Annotated in this window: 14 protein-coding genes and 1 pseudogene; 5 read left to right on the top strand and 10 right to left on the bottom strand. The window is 50.8% G+C overall.

All coding sequences use genetic code 11. From position 1 onward, the window contains the following. Nucleotides 1-68: 68 nt before the first annotated feature. The 4 genes from J4G78_RS04855 to J4G78_RS04840 form a co-directional block, all read right to left on the bottom strand. The gene (locus J4G78_RS04855) at nucleotides 69-236 is read right to left on the bottom strand and encodes a hypothetical protein (RefSeq protein ID WP_207988981.1); all 168 of its coding nucleotides are present in this window, start codon (nucleotides 234-236) and stop codon (nucleotides 69-71) included. Between the two features lie 115 nt (nucleotides 237-351). Continuing rightward, nucleotides 352-2,034 (bottom strand): peptidase domain-containing ABC transporter, encoded by a 1,683-nt coding sequence (locus J4G78_RS04850; RefSeq protein WP_207988979.1) that lies wholly within the window; start codon nucleotides 2,032-2,034, stop codon nucleotides 352-354. Nucleotides 2,035-2,039: 5 nt separating this feature from the next. Beyond that, a complete protein-coding gene (locus J4G78_RS04845) occupies nucleotides 2,040-2,456 on the bottom strand; it encodes a cysteine peptidase family C39 domain-containing protein (protein WP_207988977.1) in 417 nt (138 codons plus the stop codon). 7 nt (nucleotides 2,457-2,463) lie between these two features. Beyond that, entirely contained in the window at nucleotides 2,464-3,693 is a 1,230-nt protein-coding gene (locus tag J4G78_RS04840) for an HlyD family secretion protein (RefSeq protein ID WP_207988975.1), read from the bottom strand. A 900-nt stretch (nucleotides 3,694-4,593) separates the two neighbouring features. Between J4G78_RS04840 and J4G78_RS04835 the strand changes: the two genes are divergently transcribed. Beyond that, nucleotides 4,594-5,763, top strand: coding sequence for an IS30 family transposase (locus J4G78_RS04835; RefSeq protein ID WP_207990417.1), 1,170 nt, complete (start codon nucleotides 4,594-4,596; stop codon nucleotides 5,761-5,763). A gap of 75 nt (nucleotides 5,764-5,838) precedes the next feature. Here the strand turns inward: J4G78_RS04835 and J4G78_RS04830 are convergent, their stop codons facing one another. Together J4G78_RS04830 and J4G78_RS04825 are read right to left on the bottom strand one after the other, a co-directional pair. Then, nucleotides 5,839-6,936, bottom strand: coding sequence for a CobW family GTP-binding protein (locus J4G78_RS04830; protein ID WP_207988974.1), 1,098 nt, complete (start codon nucleotides 6,934-6,936; stop codon nucleotides 5,839-5,841). A 120-nt stretch (nucleotides 6,937-7,056) separates the two neighbouring features. Beyond that, nucleotides 7,057-9,216, bottom strand: coding sequence for a TonB-dependent receptor domain-containing protein (locus J4G78_RS04825; RefSeq protein ID WP_207988972.1), 2,160 nt, complete (start codon nucleotides 9,214-9,216; stop codon nucleotides 7,057-7,059). A 193-nt stretch (nucleotides 9,217-9,409) separates the two neighbouring features. Here J4G78_RS04825 and J4G78_RS04820 point away from each other — a divergent pair, with 193 nt between their 5' ends. Beyond that, complete coding sequence (locus tag J4G78_RS04820; RefSeq protein ID WP_207988970.1) at nucleotides 9,410-11,005, top strand: alkaline phosphatase D family protein; 1,596 nt, start codon at nucleotides 9,410-9,412, stop codon at nucleotides 11,003-11,005. A gap of 2 nt (nucleotides 11,006-11,007) precedes the next feature. Here the strand turns inward: J4G78_RS04820 and J4G78_RS04815 are convergent, their stop codons facing one another. Genes J4G78_RS04815 through J4G78_RS04805 form a run of 3 tightly spaced genes read right to left on the bottom strand, consistent with a single transcriptional unit; the run spans nucleotide 11,008 to nucleotide 16,154 of the window. After that, nucleotides 11,008-11,505 (bottom strand): DUF6702 family protein, encoded by a 498-nt coding sequence (locus J4G78_RS04815; protein ID WP_207988969.1) that lies wholly within the window; start codon nucleotides 11,503-11,505, stop codon nucleotides 11,008-11,010. After that, nucleotides 11,502-13,943 carry a M1 family metallopeptidase gene (locus tag J4G78_RS04810; protein ID WP_207988967.1) on the bottom strand — a complete coding sequence of 814 codons (2,442 nt, stop codon included), beginning with the start codon at nucleotides 13,941-13,943 and terminating at the stop codon, nucleotides 11,502-11,504. The genes J4G78_RS04815 and J4G78_RS04810 overlap by 4 nt, the downstream gene beginning before the upstream one ends. Nucleotides 13,944-13,985: 42 nt before the next feature. Further along, complete coding sequence (locus tag J4G78_RS04805) at nucleotides 13,986-16,154, bottom strand: S46 family peptidase (protein WP_207988965.1); 2,169 nt, start codon at nucleotides 16,152-16,154, stop codon at nucleotides 13,986-13,988. 273 nt (nucleotides 16,155-16,427) lie between these two features. Here J4G78_RS04805 and J4G78_RS18370 point away from each other — a divergent pair. The 3 genes and pseudogenes from J4G78_RS18370 to J4G78_RS04790 all read left to right on the top strand — a co-directional run. Further along, nucleotides 16,428-16,655 (top strand): annotated as a pseudogene (locus J4G78_RS18370) (MerC family mercury resistance protein); the annotation flags it as partial. Nucleotides 16,656-16,764: 109 nt separating this feature from the next. Beyond that, nucleotides 16,765-17,790, top strand: coding sequence for an IS110 family RNA-guided transposase (locus J4G78_RS04795; protein ID WP_207988960.1), 1,026 nt, complete (start codon nucleotides 16,765-16,767; stop codon nucleotides 17,788-17,790). Between the two features lie 174 nt (nucleotides 17,791-17,964). Continuing rightward, entirely contained in the window at nucleotides 17,965-18,198 is a 234-nt protein-coding gene (locus J4G78_RS04790) for a hypothetical protein (RefSeq protein WP_207988958.1), read from the top strand. A 5-nt stretch (nucleotides 18,199-18,203) separates the two neighbouring features. Here the strand turns inward: J4G78_RS04790 and J4G78_RS04785 are convergent, their stop codons facing one another. Then, nucleotides 18,204-19,271: a DNA-methyltransferase gene (locus J4G78_RS04785; RefSeq protein ID WP_243457228.1), complete on the bottom strand. Its 1,068-nt coding sequence runs from the start codon at nucleotides 19,269-19,271 to the stop codon at nucleotides 18,204-18,206. Nucleotides 19,272-19,342 lie beyond the last annotated feature (71 nt).

The following is a 19,342-nucleotide window of genomic DNA, read 5'->3' as shown; positions in this document are numbered from 1 at the left end:
CGGCTCCTTTTATATTTATCAAATATCTAACGGCTTACCTTGTTTTATAACAGGATTGAAATAGCCGTTTAGGCAAAATGATGTGCAGCGCCCATTACTTTCGCATGAGCATCCTGCGCAGAAATACCCTTACCGCCGCTCACCTGAGCGATTTCGGTTTCTTTTAAGGTACGGATAGGATGAGCAAAAACGCCGCCATTGGATTTAACTTGTTCTTTCTTTTTGCTATTAAACATCTGTATTCTCCATCTGTATTTGCTTCGTACAAATATACGAGCAAGATCACACTATAGGTCTATTTAGGTATAGTCAACCAATCGAAAATACCCACAAAGGTATACCTAAATAGCCTTATCGTATAGCAGTCACTAATCCACGATCTAAGCGAACAACCCTATCAGCTTTCGCAATGGTCTCTTTCCGATGAGCTACAATAACTCGCGTGATACCCAAATTTGCTATTGCCTCGTTGATGCTTTTTTCTGTTTCCTCATCCAAATGTGAAGTTGCTTCGTCCAGCACCAATACCTTGGGCTCCCTATACAACGCTCGCGCTAAGATGACCCGTTGCTGCTGCCCCCCTGACAACGCGTTGCCCATATCTCCTACGAGAGTATCAAAGCCCATCGGCATCTTTTTTACATCGCTGTATATAGCAGCGGCTGTCGATGCCTTGACAACCTTTTCCATATCCGGGTTTTCATCAAACATAGTAATATTGTCGCCAAGCGATCCGGCGAACAGGGTGTCATCCTGCAATACTGCGCTCACTTGTCTATGATAATTTTGATATCCAAATGTGTGTATTGGCACATCGTCTATCCAAACTTCTCCAGCAGACGGTCGAAATAGACCCAAAAGCAAATGAATCAGGGTGGACTTTCCACCTCCAGACGTGCCAGTTATTGCAATTGTCTCGCCATTTGAAATTTTGAGGTCAATACCGTTGAGTACGTATGGCTCTGTGTCACCATAGCGATATTTCACTCCGCGTAGTTCAATTGAACCTACCAAATTTGCCTGTACATTTCCATATTCCTGCAATCCTAAGTCATCTTCTGTAAGGGCTATATCAGCTAGTCGTTCCAAGTGAAGATCAAGCATTTTGAATTCGATGAACCGATCCAACAAGGTTGAAACGGCGACAAAAAATAGAACCTTATAGGCTAGGAATGCCATTATCATTCCAACGGTAAACCCTCCTTCAACAGCAAGGCTGATAGCGACAAGGATCACAACCACATTTTCTATACCGAGAATCGTATATTCTAGTGCGTTTTGCCAGTTTTCTAGTCGATTAAATCGGATGGCCGAGTTTACCGCTTCTACCATTCGTGTCCGCCAGAGCGCATGTCGGAGAGACTCCTGCCCTGATAGTCTTAAAGAACGGATGCCACGTAATGTCTCGATGAGAACAGATTGTTCGCGAGCATTCGCTATTAGCATATCCTCTTGCGCTCGTCGTTGGGCCAAAAAGATGGATAAGCGAACCGCAATTATCCCCACCATTCCAACGAACGAGACAAATGCGAGCAAATTAGAGTATATTGCCATTACGATCAGTGTCGAAAGCGCGAGCACTCCATCAACAATTGCAGCTGGCGCGTCTTCTGCCAAAAGTTTGCGAATTGGGGTAACAGATTGAAATCTAGATAATATGTCACCGAGATGACGACGATAAAACCAATCTATCGGTAGTCTGAAAAGTTTGCGAGATATGTTCGAGGACAATCCGCTTCCGAAAAGCGATCCAAGACTCAATAAAATTGACGAACGAAGAATTGTGGTCATTCCGGCCAAAACGATTAGTGCTGCAAAAAAAAGAGCTAGCTTAATAAGAAACGGAATATCTTGGTTCTGAAGAGCTTGATCAACAGCTAGTTGGACATAATACGGCGTCGAAAGCGCAAATACCTGAAGCAATAAAGAAAGCAGAACCACTTGGCCAACCGCCCGTTTTGTGCCTTTTATGTTCGACCATAAGTCTGATAATTTTAGTTGCTGACGAAAATCCCCTTGCTCGAACTCATCCAAAGGTTCTAGCTCAAGAGCGACTCCCGTGAAATGATCTGAAATTTTTTCGAATGAGATCCATTTGCTGACCCCCCGGGATCATGGATTAAAGCCTTTTGTGACCGTACTTGCTCAATCACGACGAAGTGCGCCATATCCCAATGCAGAATAGCAGGCATACGTAATGCGCCCAAGTCTTCCAATTCGAGTTGAACCGCGCGAGATGAGAGCCCCATTTGATCTGACATCTGCATTAAGGATTTTAATGTAATGCCGCGCGTCGATGGCCGAAATTTATGTCTTAAAGTTGCCAAATCAACTTCGAGGCCATGGTACGAAGCCACCATTGCGAGACACGCAAGGCCGCATTCGGCCACCGCCGTTTGCGTTACAAGGCGAACTTTGTTTTTTGCAAACAGCCCAATATCTAGTGTATTGCTCATTTATCAATCATGAAATAAGGGGCCCGAAAAGCCATCCCGCCAATGATTTGCTATCTAATGCTACTCGAAAACTGAGTTCCATACCTGGAACCAATGAGAATCGCTTTCCCTTAGCTTCAATGTGATCTTGGTCAAGTTTGGCGCGAGCGACATAAGCAAATTTGGTGTTTTCGCTTGGGGTTTCAATTGGCACGGGCGCTTTCGATACCGCTTCAACTGTAGCAGATACTCGTCCAAATCTTTCAAATGGGAAAGCGTCGACTTCTATTTCTATACGTTGACCTTTGCGGACATAATTTGTCGCTTTCATAGACACATAAAATTCCGCCACCAACGTCCCATCATCTGGAACGATGACCATCACCGCTTTATCCGGCGAAACAACGTCTCCTCGATGTGCCAATAGCGCTGTCACAGTTCCATCGACCGGCGCTGAAAGTATATATTCAGTATTACCGACGGCGGATTCCTCCTGCTCACTGAGGCGCGTTTGATCTCTCGCGATTTCGCCTTTCCTCGACATCAATTGGGTATTTATTGAGGTTTGAGCCAGCGCAGACTCCTGCAACTCAGCTTTCTTGGAAAAAAGATCTTGGCGCAGAGCTTCCAGCCCTTGTTCTCGGCTCACCACGAGTTCTTCTCGCCGCGCGAGATCCCTCCTGCTTAAGAATCCTCGAGTAGCAATTTCTTTTGCTTGCTGAAGGTCCTCGATTGCATCTTTTAGTAGTGTTTTTTGGGATTCTATTTGCGTTCCAATGCTTGAAACCTGATTTCGCAAAGAATCGATTTTTACATCTAACTTTCGAAGCTCGGAATTTGCCAGTGCCGTAGAGAAATTGGATTGATCATCTAATATTTTTCTTTGTTGCAAAATCAGATCTAAAATCTTTTGTTTGCTTCCAGGACTCGTTGGATCAGTTTGCGAAATGTTCACTTTTAGAAGAGGCTCATGTTTCTTCACATCTACACCGTCAGCGATGAAGAGATCGTCTACTCGACCCATTAGTGGAGGTGAAACATTGATTAGCCCCTCTGATAAAGTAAGATGACCTCTGCTTTTTTCGAAATCTGTATATGACATTGACAAAAGAGCTATCAGCAAAATTATTGCAGTGACTGCGAGAAGGGACGATATTAGATGCCAACGGAAAGGTAGAATTAAGCTGATGTCACCGTGTAATTCCGGTCTTCGCTTCAGAATAACTTCATCTCGAAAGAGTTTCATTTCATTTCTCAAATTATGACCCTATTGGTCGCAAATTTACAGATTCCAGAATTATGAAAACTATGAATTCAGACACAAAACCTCTACTTTTGAGAACTTAATTGATTTCATCGGGAAAACATATTTAATATACTTGTTAACATTCATCTCATGATAGAACACACATCATAGCTTCGGCTAGTGTTCAATCAACACAAATGTCAGTCTTAAAATTTGTGCTGACCTAACAATTGAGAGCGGAATTGCAATTTTAAGCAGCCGCAGGGGCGAGCGAGCTGAAAAAACACTCAGAAGCTTGCGGGAATTTGACAAAATCACTGATGTAAACACAATTTTCTATTTCCGAACCGCCCCGATAACCTTTGCCGCCACATTGCTTTTCACCCGGAGTTTACACGCATATCGCAAGGCCGTTGCAGGAGAATTCCAACGTAAAGCATGGGCAATACCCGCGCCAACAGCACCTGCTGCAAACCGATTTTGTGTCAGACCCACCCGAAGAGAGTGAGTTGAAATCGCATTTATCTCCTTAAGAAGTTTCGAGCCCATGATATCGACCAAACCAAGATCAGCGCACTGTAGCGCAATTCTTCTAAATATTGCTGTCGATCGCCAGATCAAATAGAGCGCGATCGCGAATACGCTCCTCCCGATCGAGGAAGAACCGAATGGCCCAAATCTGTTTCTGGTTGAGTGGGCGTTTGGGACCAATCTTAGCCTCAAAGTTCCATGGCACCCTATTCTGCGCTGCTGGATCAAATTATGAGTATGTCATTTACTTTCTCCTCGGCCGGAAAGACCAAAGAGAATGTCCGCTTCCAGGCACTAATAACCTATAGACTTTCGTCTTGGATTGGGGCTGCGGTTTCAACCGGTGGCCGCAACACTTTAATCTTTAGATTTGAAGATGGAGTGTTAGATACGAAGCAGAGACGACGGATATATTTTACAGTCGATCAGAAGCACGAGATATGGGATCGCTGGCAGCGCGGGGAGTCGATGAGTTCGATTGGTCGGGGCTTTGATCGGGATTCCTCTTCGATCTATCCGCTGCTGGCTCACACTGGTGGCATTCGTCCACCGACGCGTAAGCGGTCCAGATTGGCGCTCACTCTTGCTGAACGCGAAGAGATTTCACGAGGCCTGACCAGCTTTCTATCAATGCGGTCGATAGCGCGCCGACTTGGGCGTTCGCCATCGACCGTTAGCCGTGAGGTCAAACGTAACGGTGGAACCAGTCGCTACCGGGCTGCCAGATCGGATCAATCGGCATGGGATCGGTCAAGGCGACCCAAGCCGTGCAAACTCGCTTGCAATCGATCTTTGTGCCAAACAGTGGCGGGGAAGCTACAGCGCCACTGGTCACTGGAACAGATTGCTGGCTGGCTTAGGCGCAAATATCCCGGTGAAGGACATAATCACGTGTCGCATGAGACGATCTACCGCAGCTTATATGTTCAGGCACGCGGTGTGCTCAAGAAGGAGCTCCTCTCCCACTTACGGGCCAAGCGCAAAATACGCCGTTCCCAGTACGCTAGCCTGAAGCGGGATGGTCTTGGTCAAATCAAGGATGCCGTATCGATCAGTGAACGTCCTGCATCAGTTGAAGTTCGCGCTATACCGGGGCACTGGGAAGGTGATCTCATAGCAGGTTCCACGAACAGCTATATCGCAACGCTAGTGGAGCGCCATTCGCGCTACGTCATGCTGGCAAAGGTGGCGAACAAAGATACAAACAGCGTCGTCTCGGCATTGCTCAAGCAATCGCACAAGCTGCCGAGTGAACTCTATAAATCACTGACATGGGATCGAGGCAAGGAGCTTGCTGATCACAAACGCTTCAAACTGGCGACCAATGCAGATGTTTACTTCTGCGACCCGCACAGCCCATGGCAGCGCGGTTCAAACGAAAATACTAACAGACTGCTGCGTCAATACTTCCAAAAAGGTACCGATCTATCCGTCTATAGCCAGGTCAAACTTAATGCGGTAGCAAGACAACTTAACGAGCGTCTTAGAAAGACCCTCAGCTATGAAACGCCTGCAGAACGGTTCGAGGCGTGTGTTGCAGCCACCGGTTGAAACCACCCCCGAAAACGGACATTAGAACTGCATGATGACAGCGAATAACGAGCCTCCAATTTGCAGATTGTTCCGTCAACCGACACTGTCCAATCCTACAACCGAAGTTTTGGCGGATTTATTTTGTACGAATGTCAGCATGTCGCGCAGTTCAGTTTCTTCTAGATCTCGGAGGATGAAGACGATGCGGGAGCGGCGATCATCGCCTGGCCATTTTTCCAGTATCTCCGGCGGATGCCAGATGTGCTGTACACCGTGAATGACAAGGGGTTTATCAAGTTCTGCGAGTTTGATGATCCCCTTGACGCGCAGCACATTGACGCCGTTGAACGCTACTAGCATTTCCAGCCAACTGTCGAATACCTGAGCAGGGAGCGGTTCTTCGATCGTCAGGCAAACCGATCTTATCCTCTCATCGTGGCGGTTTATGTCATGCGCATGATCGTGGTCATGGGAATGGTCATGAGATTCATGATGGTGATGATGCCCCCCCTTATAGGCTTCGGCAGCCAACCAGGCTTGCACATCTTCGTGCTTCAATTTCGGATTGAAAGTCGGACCGTTAAAAAGGCGCGCAAGATCGTCTGTTTCGCCGGGAAGCAGATGCATAGGAGCGGCTGGGTTGAGTTTGCGTAGCCGTGCTTTCAACCTTGCGATGTCAGCAGCATCCGCAATGTCGGTCTTCGAGATCAACAGCTGATCGGCAACCGCAGCCTGCTTTACCGCTTCCACCTGAATATCGAGCGTGGAATTTCCGTTGTAGCCATCGACAAGGGCAATCACAGCGTCAAGCTGGTACAGCGCCTTCAACTTGTCATCCGCCATCACCGTGTGAATGATCGGGGCTGGATCGGCGAGGCCGGTCGTTTCGATCAGCACACGGTCAAACCAGCGCTGCCCGTCGCGAGCAAACCGCCAGGGAGCTTCATTCAACGTTTTCTGAAGATCTCCCTTTATGGTGCAGCATAGGCAACCGTTAGCCATCTCAACAATCGTGTCGTCTTCGTTGCTATGTGCCACGAGATCATGGTCGATTCCGATCGATCCAAATTCGTTGATGATAACCAGCGCCTTGGACATTTGTGGCAGTGGCATCAAATGATTCAGCAAGGTCGTTTTACCAGATCCTAGAAAACCGGTTATCAGGGAAACAGGGATGCGGGTATCTGGCATCTGCGCTCAATCCTCAACATGGTTGCTGTAAAGCTTCTGGGATGAATTTACCTCGCGACTTCAGCCGAAATTTCAATCGATGGAAAGACCGCAGGCCGTGGTTAGATCTAGCAACTGTCATCAGAAACTGATCCGCGCAGAAACCTTGAAATTCCGGCCCGTCAGAGGCACAAAATCCTTGGTGAAACTAGCATGGCGACGCGCATCGACGTCAAAAATATTATCAGCGGACAAGATCAAAATATGCTCACTTTCTTCACCAAATGGTTTCCAAGAGAATGATGCATTTACGAGCGTATGGCCATCGGTGGGAAGCTCAAATGCTGATGTCCGGTTTTGGCTGTCAACCCATTCGATCTCTGCCCGCCCACGTAAGCTTCCAGTGCTCGCTTCTAGACCACCTAACAATCGCAGTGGCGGAATGCGGGGCGCGGGGCCGTCATCCTCGATGGTTGCACGGACATAGTCCGCCACCGCATCGACGGTTACGGTCACGTTGTCAGATTGCACCACATCAACAGCAACCTGGGCTTCAAATCCCCAATATCGGGCGTCGGACTGAAAAAACTGGAATATAGGCAAGCCATCTGCTTCGCCTCCGGTTTCGATCTCATAGATAAAATCATCAAACCAGTTGTGATAAGCGGCAAGCTGGAAACGGGCTGGACCGCTCTTGCCACGCACATATGCTTCCAGTCCCAAAGAGGTTTCCTTGTCAAAAAAAGGATTGCCAATTTCAAAGGCTTGGGTTGCCACATGCGGTCCGTTGGAGAACAGCTCCTCGGCAGAAGGTGCTCGCTCTACCCGGCTGGCATTAATCCCGATTCGAACATCTGGGGCGATGCTGTAACTGGTCCCCGCAGCAACCGAGAACGCATTGAAATTGCGATCAATCGGGACAATCACCGCCGCTTCTTCCAGGCCAATGGCGACGCTGTTCGACTGGACGTCGGTCTTTTCAAAACGCGCGGACAACTCCAGTCCGACTTTATCCCATTGAAACTCCTGCAGTGTGAACAGGCCATATTGGTCGGTGACGTTGGGCGGTACGAAGGCTTCGGCCCCGGTTGCCACAAAATCGCGCGTAAGGCCCTGAAAACCAGTTACGCCGCGCCAGCCGTCGCGGTCCGCCTGGACAAATTCCAGACGGGCCTCAAAGCCTTCGCTGTCAAAAACAGTGCCGACCTCATCGCCTTCAAACTCAGTATGTTCATAGTTGGAATAGCCAGCACGAAAGCGAACCGATTCCAGAAAACCGCCGCCGGTGAATATTTCTCCGCGCAGATCGGCTCGCCATTGGCGCAAATCGATCGAAACCGGTGCCTCGCCTTCTTCTCCTTCTCCTTCGCCTTCGCCTTCCTCTTCTCCTTCTTCGCCATGATGCTCCGCCCCCGGACGTGCCGGTATCCCATAGCGCGTGTCATAAAGACTGATCGAAGCCCCCAGGCTTCCGCGTTCGTTGATCAGCGCAAAACCGGTGCCAAATGTATAGGTCTCGGTGAAACTATTGGGCAGTTGACCGCGCAAACCGGCAAGTTCTAGGGCTTCCGCTGCTTCATCAAGATTGCCTTCTTCCTGTTCTTCAGCGGCGACCTCCAACTGTTGGGCGCGCAGGGCGGGAGTCAGCACAAAATCGCCAACCTCCACATCACCGGTATCACGATAGCTGCCATCGATATGGACGACAAACTGGTCGCTCAGCGCCACTTCCAAAGCGCCGCCAATACTGGCCTCATCAAAAGCGCTACCATAATTGCCCAGCAGATCGACGTGAAAGCCATTTTCTGGGACTTCCCTAGGAATACGCCGGTCGATTGCATTCACCGCGCCGCCGATTGCTTGGCTGCCGAACAACAATGCCGCCGGCCCGCGGAATATCTCGATTCTATCGGTCGTGAGGGGGTCGATAGTAACAGCGTGATCAGCCGACGTGTTGGAAACATCAAGCGTGCCGATACCATCTGTTAACACCCGAACCCTTTCGCCTTGCAGGCCTCGCAGTACTGGCCGCGAAGCACCCGGCCCGAAGGACGTCGCCGAAACGCCCGGCTGTTTCGTCAGAACATCCCCAAGCTGCGGTTGCATACTGCGCAGGATATTATCTCTGGCAATAACCGAGGTCCCTGCAAGAATGTCAAATTCGGAGACATAATCCGCAGTGACAATAATAGTCTCATCATCTTCAATGGGATGATTCAGACTGCCATCCGCGTCTGCATCATTTTCAGCCAGTGCTGGACTTGCCAACAACCCCAGTGCAACAAATATTATTTTCTTCACATTAAACCCCTAAAATATGAGATGATATATCATATCTCAGATACGCAATCGAAAGTTCTTTGCAACAGAAAGTTCTACATTCCGGTCATTTCGCTGAGCCGGAACGAGCCATCGGCGCTAGATACCGTGCTTTGCCATGAAATTGACACAGCAAACCGGCACCTTACGACCAACATTAAAGAGGATTCGTTTTATGGCTGATTTGCGCTCCCGCAGACTTGATATGAGTCGGCGCCATGCACTCAAGACATTTGGGGGTGGTGCCATTGCGGCGTTGGGCCTGACGATCGGCGCGCCACTTCTCGCTGCGCCTGTCTTTAGGACCTATCCTTTTCAGCTTGGGGTAGCGTCAGGGGAACCTGCACCAGATGGATTTGTAATCTGGACGCGTCTTGCGCCTGACCCGCTTTCCATAGGCTATGGCATGCCTGCTGCCGCTGTTGAAGTCGAGTGGCTGGTGGCTAGTGATGAGCGAATGCGCGATATTGTGGCGCGTGGCACCGCCTATGCCCGCCCAGAGCTGGGTCATGCTGTACATGTGGCGGTCGCCGGGCTCGAACCCAATCGGCCCTATTGGTACCGGTTTGTTGTCGGCCGGGAACGAAGTGCCATTGGCCGTAGCAGGACGACCCCATCGGTTGGACAGCCATTAGACAGGCTCCGTTTCGCGGTAGCAGGCTGTCAGAACTATGAGGAGGGCTATTACACCGCCCATCGCTTCCTCGCCGCAGAAGAAGCTGATTTCGTCTATTGCTATGGCGATTATATCTATGAATATCGCGAGAACCGTTTCCGCAACAGGTCGAAAGGGCCTGTCGAAGTGGTCCGGCCACATGCGGGAGATGAAATCTATACGATCGATGATTACCGTCGGCGCTATGCCCAATATAAGATGGATGTAGACCTACAGGCTGCGCATGCCGCTGCGCCCTGGTTCATGACTTGGGACGATCATGAAATAGACAATAATTGGGTTGGCGCTATTGACCAGGACGGAACGCCGGAAGCGCTTTTCAATCTGCGTCGCCAGATGGCGGTACAGGCTTATTACGAGCATATGCCCCTGCGCGCCTCTGCCTTGCCTGTGGGTCCGGCGATGCAGCTTTATCGGCAGGCCCAATTTGGCGATCTGATGGATTTCAACCTGCTCGACACCCGGCAATATCGCACGGATCAACCCTGCGATGACAAATGGGGCATTCCCTGTAAGGATATCGATGGCGACAATGCGCAAGTGCTCGGCCAGCGTCAGGAAAGCTGGCTGTTTAACAAGCTCGGCAGCTCCAACGCCCGCTGGCAGGTATTGGCACAACAGGTCATGATGATGGACCTTGATCGCATGCCTGGCCCGGAGCATACCGAAAATCTTGATAGCTGGGCGGGATATCGCGTGCCACGCAACCGGGTTTTGGAACAGATCACTACATTGGGGCTAGACAGCGTCGTTGTGCTAACCGGCGACGAACACCAGAATTATGCAGGCGAATTGCATATGGATGGCAGGCGCCCAGGCTCCAAACCCATTGCCACTGAGTTTGTTGCCACGTCCATTTCATCGGGCGGCGATGGTGAAGATCAGCGTGAAAGCACAAAGGCCATCCAACGCGAAAATGCTAGCCTCAAATGGCATAACTCTCAGCGTGGCTATGTAGTATGTGATGTAAAGTCTGACCGCTGGATGACGGAGTTTAAAACGGTGGACTGCGTTACCGAACGCGGCGGGCAACTGCGAACCCGCAAACGCATGACTGTGGAGCACGGGGCACCCGATTCGCTCAGCGACGGGTAAGCCTATGGCAAGACAGCGGCCTGAAATCCGTCACCAGCACGAAAGATAAGCGTTTTGACCTTGGTTCCCACGCCAAGATTGACGCGATTTTCCTGACGCGACGAAATATCGGTCAATATCTGCGAGGATATTTGCAATTCGCTTCCCCGCGCCGGAGAGGGCATTTCCTGATAAATGAACAAGCTTCCTGCGTCGATCTCGCTACCAAGCAGCATCAGGTCCACCGGTTCATCTTCCACACTGATTGTAAAACGTTCGGCAACATATTTTGCAAAGGCCCGCCTGTTATCCATATCGGCGACAATATCCGGCGCCCTAACGCCCAATGACTTCAACGCGTGCTCCGCATCATGCAAGGTGATGCGATGAACCACCTCAAGCATTTCTGTCCGAGGATTATGTGAGACAGTGGAAATGGTGATCTTTTGCTGATGCGCTGCTGCGGGAACAGCCAGCGACAGCGCCATCAGCAAGACCATCAACAGAGAGGGCAGTCTCATTTTCGTCCTGTCTTATTCTTTTCGGTGCCGCGCGCTTCACCCATCAGATCGCGTTGAACACGCTCTTTTCTGTCCGGTGACTTAAACGCTTCAATCCGGCTTTCGATCATCCTGCGCGGATAGTGATTATTTTCAACGTCAGCGTCCGCGGTTTCCCAATCAGGATCAACGACAACCTTGGCAAGCGTTTTGCCTTTCGGAAATACCAGCATTTTTTTGACTTCTCTGGCATTACGCCGCCAGATCTCAGCTGGGATCATCATCCGTTCGGTCTTGCCATCAGCAAATGTCAAATCCAGAATGATCGGCATGACCAATCCGCCTTTGTTGGAAAAGCTCAGCACATAATAATTGGCATCCTCTTTCACAGCCCGGTCAAAGGTGGGGCGCATCCATGGTTCGTCCATGGATTCCAGAAACTCCTTATAGGACTTGCGATCCTTTGGCGTGACAGTGAATTCATCATTTTCGTCATAAAAATCAGTCACGCCGGGATTTTCCAAAACCCAGATCGGCACGCGCTCTTCGCGGTTCAAACGGTTGCCGACTTTTTCAGGATCATCAGCAAGTTCACCGCGGCGGCGCGGCAGATCAATGTTTGGATTTTCCGTATCGATCCGCAATTTGTGGATGGTATCCAGAGAAATATCAACATGGTCGGTGGTATAGAACCAACCGCGCCAGAACCAGTCCAGATCGGTACCGGAGGCTTCTTCCATCGTGCGGAAAAAGTCAGCCGGTGTGGGCCGTTTATGTTTCCAGCGTTGGGAATATTCTTTCAACGCGAAATCAAAGCGTTCGCGCCCGATAACAGTGTCGCGCAAGATATGAAAAGCAGCCGATGGCTTGCCATAGGCATTTGGCCCCAGATTCAGCACGCTGTCTGAATGAGTCATAATGGGAACCTGTTGAGAAGAGGTCATATAAGGGATCAGGTCGCGAGGAAGGCTGCGTGTCCAGGGCATATCCGGATCCCACTCATAGCCCGCAACACTATCGAGGAAAGAATTGATTCCCTCATCCATCCAGGTCCATTGCCGCTCATCGGAATTGACCACCATCGGGAAATAGATATGGCCAATTTCATGAATGATGACGCCGACTAGGAAAACCTTCTCTGACAGCGAATAGGTACGGCTTCCATCCTTGTTAAGCGTCGTCCGGGGCCCGTTAAAGGTGATCATCGGATATTCCATGCCGCCCACCGGCCCGTTGACCGATTGCGCGGTCGGATAGGGATAGTCAAAGCTGAACCGGGAATAGACCTTCATGGTGTGAACGACGGACGCAGTGGAATATTTACGCCACAGCTCACCGCCTTCTTTGGGCCAGAAAGACATGGCCATGACTGTATCATGTTCAGCCCCAGGCTGCTTGTGCCCCTGCGCATCCCACATGAATTTGCGGCTGCTTGCCCAGGCAAAGTCTCGCACATTTTTCGCGGTATAGCGCCAGATCTTGGTGCCGCTTGGCCCTGTGCGCTCATTGGCTGCTGCTTCTTGTGGTGTGACGATGAATACCGGTTTATCGGCGTTTTTGGCAGTCTCAAGGCGTTGGCGCTGGGTTGCTGTCAAAACATCAATCGGGTTTGCTAATATGCCGGTAGAGGACACGATATGATCGTTCGGTACCGCCATAGTGACATCATAATCACCAAATTCCAGCGTATATTCGCCGCGTCCCAGAAACTCCTTATTGTGCCAGCCTTCATAATCTGAATAGGCAACCAGACGGGGAAACCATTGTGCAAAAAGAAAAATGTCGTTCCCGCCCGAGCGCGGGTCATTGGGAAAATGCTCATATCCCGAACGCGCGCGAACCGCATTTTCCTCTACAATGTTAAACGCCCAATCGATCTGGAATTCAACGCTCTCGTTCGGCTTAAGTGGCATTGGCAGGTCAATGCGCATCATGGTGCCGACGATAGTATGAGAAAGCTTGGATCCATCTGGCAAGGTGATGCTGCGAATGTCATAGCCATAGTCATTGTCGGCCATTGCTTGCTGACGGCGCAGTTCACCGAGAGACAGCTTGGCTGGTTCATCACCATCGGCTGGCTTAACAACCGGGCCACGACGACCGGGGCCGCCGAAGGTGTTTGTCAGTTCGGCAACGGAGTCCTTGCGGAAGATATTCTGATCAAGCTGCATCCAGATCCAAGGCAGTACGTCTGGCGAGTTATTGGTGTAGTTTATTGTCGCTTGCGCGGTTAGCCGCCGCTTTTTCTCATCCAGCTCAGCTGTAATCCGGTAGTCCGCCCGCTGTTGCCAATATTGATGACCCGGCGCGCCAGACGCATTGCGATAGACATTGGGATCGGGCAAGACTTCGTCGAGTTGACGAAACTTGTCCTGAAAATCACCTTTGGTTTGCTGTATGCCTTGCGCCAAAGCGGGTGAAGCAAGCAGAAATGCTGCGATAAAAACCAAGATTCTCAATGATATTTCCTTCAGACTATAGAGAGCAGCGCGGTGTGCTTATTATTCAACGATGTCCATTTCCGCGATCAACGCCTGCGCGCCATCAACCTTGTCCATGACCCACAACATATAACGCGTGTCGACATGGATTGTACGGGTAGTGCGCGGATCAAAGTCCCAGTCGGAATTGACACTTTCAAAGGTACCATCAAATAACAGGCCAACCAGCTCCGCCCGCGCATTGAGCGTTGCTGATCCGCTATTGCCACCGGTTGAATCGAGATCGGACAGGAAATTCACGGGCACTGAATTCAAACTATCCAGCGCATAGCGGCCGTAATCCTTAGCCTCGATCCGCTCCAGCATCTTGGCAGGAGCGTTGAAGGGATCCTCGCCAGTATCTTTGTCTGTAATCCCCTCCAATGTCGTGAATGGCAAATACATCATGCCATCGCGCGGGCTGCCGCCTAGCACAGTGCCAAATGTCACACGCAATGTGCTGTTAGCGTCGGGATAGGTAAGCTGACCGCGCTCACGCTGCCACTTGGTAATGGCCTCCATATAGTCCGGGCGCAGCGCCAATGAGCGACCGCTGCGCTCTTCACTCTGCTTTTCCAACGCGCGGTCATATTCATATGTTGCCACCGCCAATTGCATGAAAGGATCGCTGCTTGCTTCCAGCTCTTCGGTTGTAGCTTCCATCAGGGCAAGGCGCGTGTCGCCATCACCCAGCTTTGTATCTGCATAGAACCGCTCTATTATGCCGGGCAGATCCGCTTCGCTTGTATTGGCATCAAGCTTCAATGCCTGATCAAATGCTGGCACCCGTTCTTCTGCTGGTTGCTTGAGATAACCGCTCAGGAACAAGAGCCATTCTGCCTTATCAACTGTCGGATCAAAGCGCCGGTCCAGCGCCTGAAGGCCTTCGCGGAAAAACGTCATGTCGCGCTCCTGATAGCCGGGTTCTCTTTCAGCATCAGGCTTTTGGCGCTCTTGCGTCAATCGATAGAGCCGCCGGGCTGCGGAAAACAGTTGTGGGCGAGACACATTGCGATACCAGAAATTGGTTCTGCCAGCTTTTGCCTGCTCTTCCGATAAGGTTGCGAGCTTTTCTATTGCCGCGCCATAACCAGCCCGCGTACTATCGGCTGCGATCCACTTGGTTAGGGAGGCCTCTCTCGTACGGCGGCGATCAACGAGTCCAACGCGTCTTGCGCCTTCAATTTGCCCGCGCAAATTCTTCTTGAAATTGTTCAATCCGGCAAGACGAGATTCATACTTCACCCTGGCCTCCGAACCCACGGGTGCCGCTTCCTCAATCGTATTGATCCAGTCGTTCAGCAGCAGTTCGAAGGTTGGATAGGTCCAGTTGAAGGTATTTTCCACTTCGGCGAGTAACGTATAGCGGCTGGTTGTACCGGGATAACCCGCCGCCATTACAAAATCGCCATCTTTGAGGCCAGATGCGCTAACCTTTAGATGATGTTTGGGACGATATGGGATATTGGCTTCATCGAAATCTGCCGCCGATCCGTCGGGCGCGACATAGGCCCGGTAAAACGCAAAGTCACCGGTATGGCGCGGCCATTGCCAGTTATCGATATCACCGCCATATTTGCCAACAGCATCGGCCGGCGCATAGACCAGCCGCACGTCGCGCACTTCCAGACGTTTCACTAACTTATATTGTGCGCCGCCATAGAAACTGGCCACTTGGCAGCGAAGACCCGCCTCTTTTTCGCATTCAGCAATAATATCTTTGCTGTGCTGTTCCACAATAGAGTAGCGATCAAGAGGTACAAGATCCGCGGTGCCCTCTCGTATCCGTTCGGTCACATCGACTACACCTGTAGTCACATAAATGCGAGAACCGGGTGCTGCGGGTAATTCGTCATCTTTGGCAGTCGCTAGAAAACCATCTTGTAGGTAATTTTTTTCGGCTGTTGAATTATATTGGACCGACCCGCGTGCGCAGTGATGGTTGGTAACAACCAGGCCTTCAGGGGAAACAAAGCTGGCAGAACAACCGCCCAGAGAGACAACTGCGCCCATCGGAAAACCGGTCAGATCGGCAAGCGTTTCCGGCGCAATCTCAAGCCCGGTTTGTTTCAGCTCTTCCTTGATTTCCTGCAGCTGGTCCGGCGTGTACATACCCTCTTTCGCTGAAACGGGTCCAGCCAGCGATACCGCGATGAGCAGATTGAGAGACCAGAGCTTTGTGTTTTTCATTGGATGATCCTGAAATTTTGTCCAAACGGGACTTGAGAACATCTATGATATAACATCTCATAGATGGAGAAGTAGTTCTCTGAACTATCCTTATGAGTCAAGCCGACATTGAAAATATTTAAGTTCCACATCCCGGACTCATCTGATCGATTGGATATATCATTATCGATCCTATGTTTGATGCGTTGCCTTGTTCTACCACCCTTTCTGGCGGAGCTTCCGCTCATTATTTTGGAACCGTCGCCGGAATGACTAGATGATTCTGAGTGGTTTCATGTTACATTGTTAGTCCCCGTGGTCTTGATCGTCGGACCTGTTTTGGTTGCTGGCGGTAAATATAATCGATCAATTTGGATATTCGCGCCCCTGGCGTTTGGTTTGCTGGATTTGGCATTGACTGTTGAATCACAGCTATCGGAGCAACTCATGACAATGGCCGGTGCGCTTCTGCTGATCATGGCGCATATCAAAAACAGAACGGCCAGAAAGATTTCAAGTTGACAAGCTTGTGGCCGCTACATCCTGAAAGTATTCGTAATTGGCGGAACTGATTACGAGTCGAGTTCCCGTTAGATTGCAGTGATTGATCTGCAACTGAAGGGATAAGAAGATGGGATATTATGTAGGACTGGATGTGGCGCTGCGCTCGGTTGCGCTTTGCGTGGTGACTGGAGATGGCGAGATTGTTCTGGAACGGGCTCTGGCCTGTGAGGTGGGTGAGATTGTCGAATGCTTGCGTGGTCTGGATCAATCGATAGAGAGGGTCGGCTTTGAGGCTGGCACAATGAGCCAGACATTGTTCCACGGATTGCACGCAGCAGGCTATAGGGTCATTTGCATGGAGGCCCGGCATGTCGGCGCGGCTTTGTCGGCGATGCGCAACAAGACGGACAGGAACGATGCGCGTGGTATCGCGCAAGTGGTCCGCTCCGGTTGGTATCGCCCGGTGCATATGAAGAGCCAAGAGAGCCACTACGTTCGAACCTTGCTAACGAGCCGGAAGGCGTTGCTGCGCCGCTGTATTGATCTGGAGAATGAGATACGCGGGCTGCTCAAGGTGTTTGGTATCCGGTTGCCATCATCGCTCGCCCATCACCGCTTTGCTCAGACAGTGAGACCGATCATCGAAGCAGATGAGGCTTTGCTATATGCACTTCTACCGATGCTGGATGCTCAGCAGGTGCTTCTGGCCAGCTATCAAGAGCTGGACCGGCGTGTGAAGCTAGTGGCGGGGAATGATCCGGTCTGCATGCTGTTGATGACAGCACCCGGCGTCGGAGCTGTCACAGCGCTGCACTTCAAGGCTGCCATTGATGATCCGGCACGCTTCACGTCATCAAGGCTTGTTGGCGCGCACTTTGGACTGACACCTAGACGGTTCCAGTCCGGAGAAAGCGACAACCAGGGGCGCATATCCAAAGCCGGTGATCCGATGTACGCTCAGCACTTTACTCTGCCGCAAACTCGCTGCTCACCCGAACACGCAAAATGTCTCCGCTCAAAGCATGGGGCTTGCATCTGGTTCGAACGAAGGGCCGGCGCCGCGCCACTGTTGCTGTTGCCCGCAAACTTGCCGTCATCCTCCACCGCATGTGGGTCGATGGCACCCAGTTCCAATGGAATGATCAGGAGGTAACTGCATGATCGCCACCTGATCAAACCAAAGGAAGACCCGTCCTCATCTGGACGTAGGTATGGGGATGATGCCGCAAGTGTCTGATGCGCCATAAACAGCGCGCCTGAAAGCAAGGCACTCCCTGACCAATCTTATACATGCATGCAGCTAGCAACATAGACTGCGGAGAGAAGCGTGACCCAGATGGCGACAATCAAACCAAATAGGGAACTTGACAATCACCAATTAGAGAAGCGGACATTAGTGTTAGCGGCGCTAAAGGTGAATTCGCTAACTTTTTTAGTAATTCAGATGGCGATTAGTATGGAGGCGTCGAAAAAATGGGAAGCAGTAGGAGGATTTGAAAAACGTCTGACGTCCCAAATTACTCGCGCCGCACTCACAATTGATCTGCAATTCGTCTCTTAGCTCGTTTATTCATGCACGAGGGCTTGGCAAGATTTCAGAGCCATTGAACCAGAAAGGGAAGTAATAAGAAAGCCAGAATGAACCAATAATCTAAGCGGTTCCACCAGCTTTCTTACGCTTCCGCTTACATCAAGCATCCACTGGCCACCCCGTCCATTTCTAGCGCATAGCCCAATGTTGCCCGGCGCGAACGGCAAACAGTCTTGCCAGCGCGTAACAATGGTGTCGCAATAGAGCGGATCATATTCAATCAGCCGGGCGCATCTGCCTGTCTTGTGTGCGGCAATCAGCGTAAAACCCGATCCGCCGAAACAGTCGAGAATGATCTCGCCTCGCCGGGAACAATCACGAATGGCATCCGCAACCAATGCGACCGGCTTGACGGTGGGATGCATGGCCAGCTCTTCATCCCGGCTCGCACTTATGCTGCTGATCCCGGCATAGTCCCAGACATTGGTGCGATAACGCCCGCTTTCTCCCAGACCAAAGCTGTTGGTATGAGGAGCGATACCTTTCTTGAACACAAAGACCAGTTCGTGCTTGGATCGGTAAAAGGTACCCATCCCGCCATTGGTCTTGTTCCACACGATCAAGTTTTTAAGCTCAGTGAAGACAGTATTGCCCGCTGCCAGCAGTTCACCCATATGACGCCAGTCCATGCAGACATAAGCAATCGAGCCATCGCGCATATGACCGGATGCATGACCTAATGTCGTGGATAGAAACGTCGTAAAATCCGTCTGGCTCATCTCTCCGCTAGCAAAAGCAAAGTCGCGGTGCCGGACATTGCCGAGGCCGCAGACATGCCCATCAATTTTCACATTATAGGGAGGGTCGGTGAACAGAAGATCAGCTTGCTCTGTACCGAGCAACTGAGCGAAGACGACACTGTTCTGAGCATCACCGCAAATGAGACCGTGCCGTCCCAGTTGCCAGATATCGCCGCTGATTGCCGCGGCATTTGGGAGCCGGGGAGGTATCACATCCTCTGCACTATCCGTTTTAGCCGGATCAGAATCATCGGCGTCATCCAACACCAGATCAATCGGGCCTTGCAGTTCGCTTGCCAACAAATCTTTGTCCCAGCCAGCGTTTAAAGCGAGCTTGTTGTCCGCCAGGATAAGGCTTCGCGATTATCTACTCG

Source organism: Parasphingorhabdus cellanae, assembly GCF_017498565.1.
Classification (GTDB): domain Bacteria; phylum Pseudomonadota; class Alphaproteobacteria; order Sphingomonadales; family Sphingomonadaceae; genus Parasphingorhabdus; species Parasphingorhabdus cellanae.
Note: the sequence above shows the minus strand (reverse complement) of the source record. Positions and strands in the feature narration are given on the sequence as shown.

Coding starts and splice junctions, on each gene's coding strand:
- J4G78_RS04855 (WP_207988981.1), bottom strand. CDS start 236: ATGTTTAATAGCAAAAAGAAAGAACAAGTTAAATCCAATGGCGGCGTT.
- J4G78_RS04845 (WP_207988977.1), bottom strand. CDS start 2,456: ATGAGCAATACACTAGATATTGGGCTGTTTGCAAAAAACAAAGTTCGC.
- J4G78_RS04830 (WP_207988974.1), bottom strand. CDS start 6,936: ATGCCAGATACCCGCATCCCTGTTTCCCTGATAACCGGTTTTCTAGGA.
- J4G78_RS04820 (WP_207988970.1), top strand. CDS start 9,410: ATGGCTGATTTGCGCTCCCGCAGACTTGATATGAGTCGGCGCCATGCA.
- J4G78_RS04815 (WP_207988969.1), bottom strand. CDS start 11,505: ATGAGACTGCCCTCTCTGTTGATGGTCTTGCTGATGGCGCTGTCGCTG.
- J4G78_RS04805 (WP_207988965.1), bottom strand. CDS start 16,154: ATGAAAAACACAAAGCTCTGGTCTCTCAATCTGCTCATCGCGGTATCG.
- J4G78_RS04795 (WP_207988960.1), top strand. CDS start 16,765: ATGGGATATTATGTAGGACTGGATGTGGCGCTGCGCTCGGTTGCGCTT.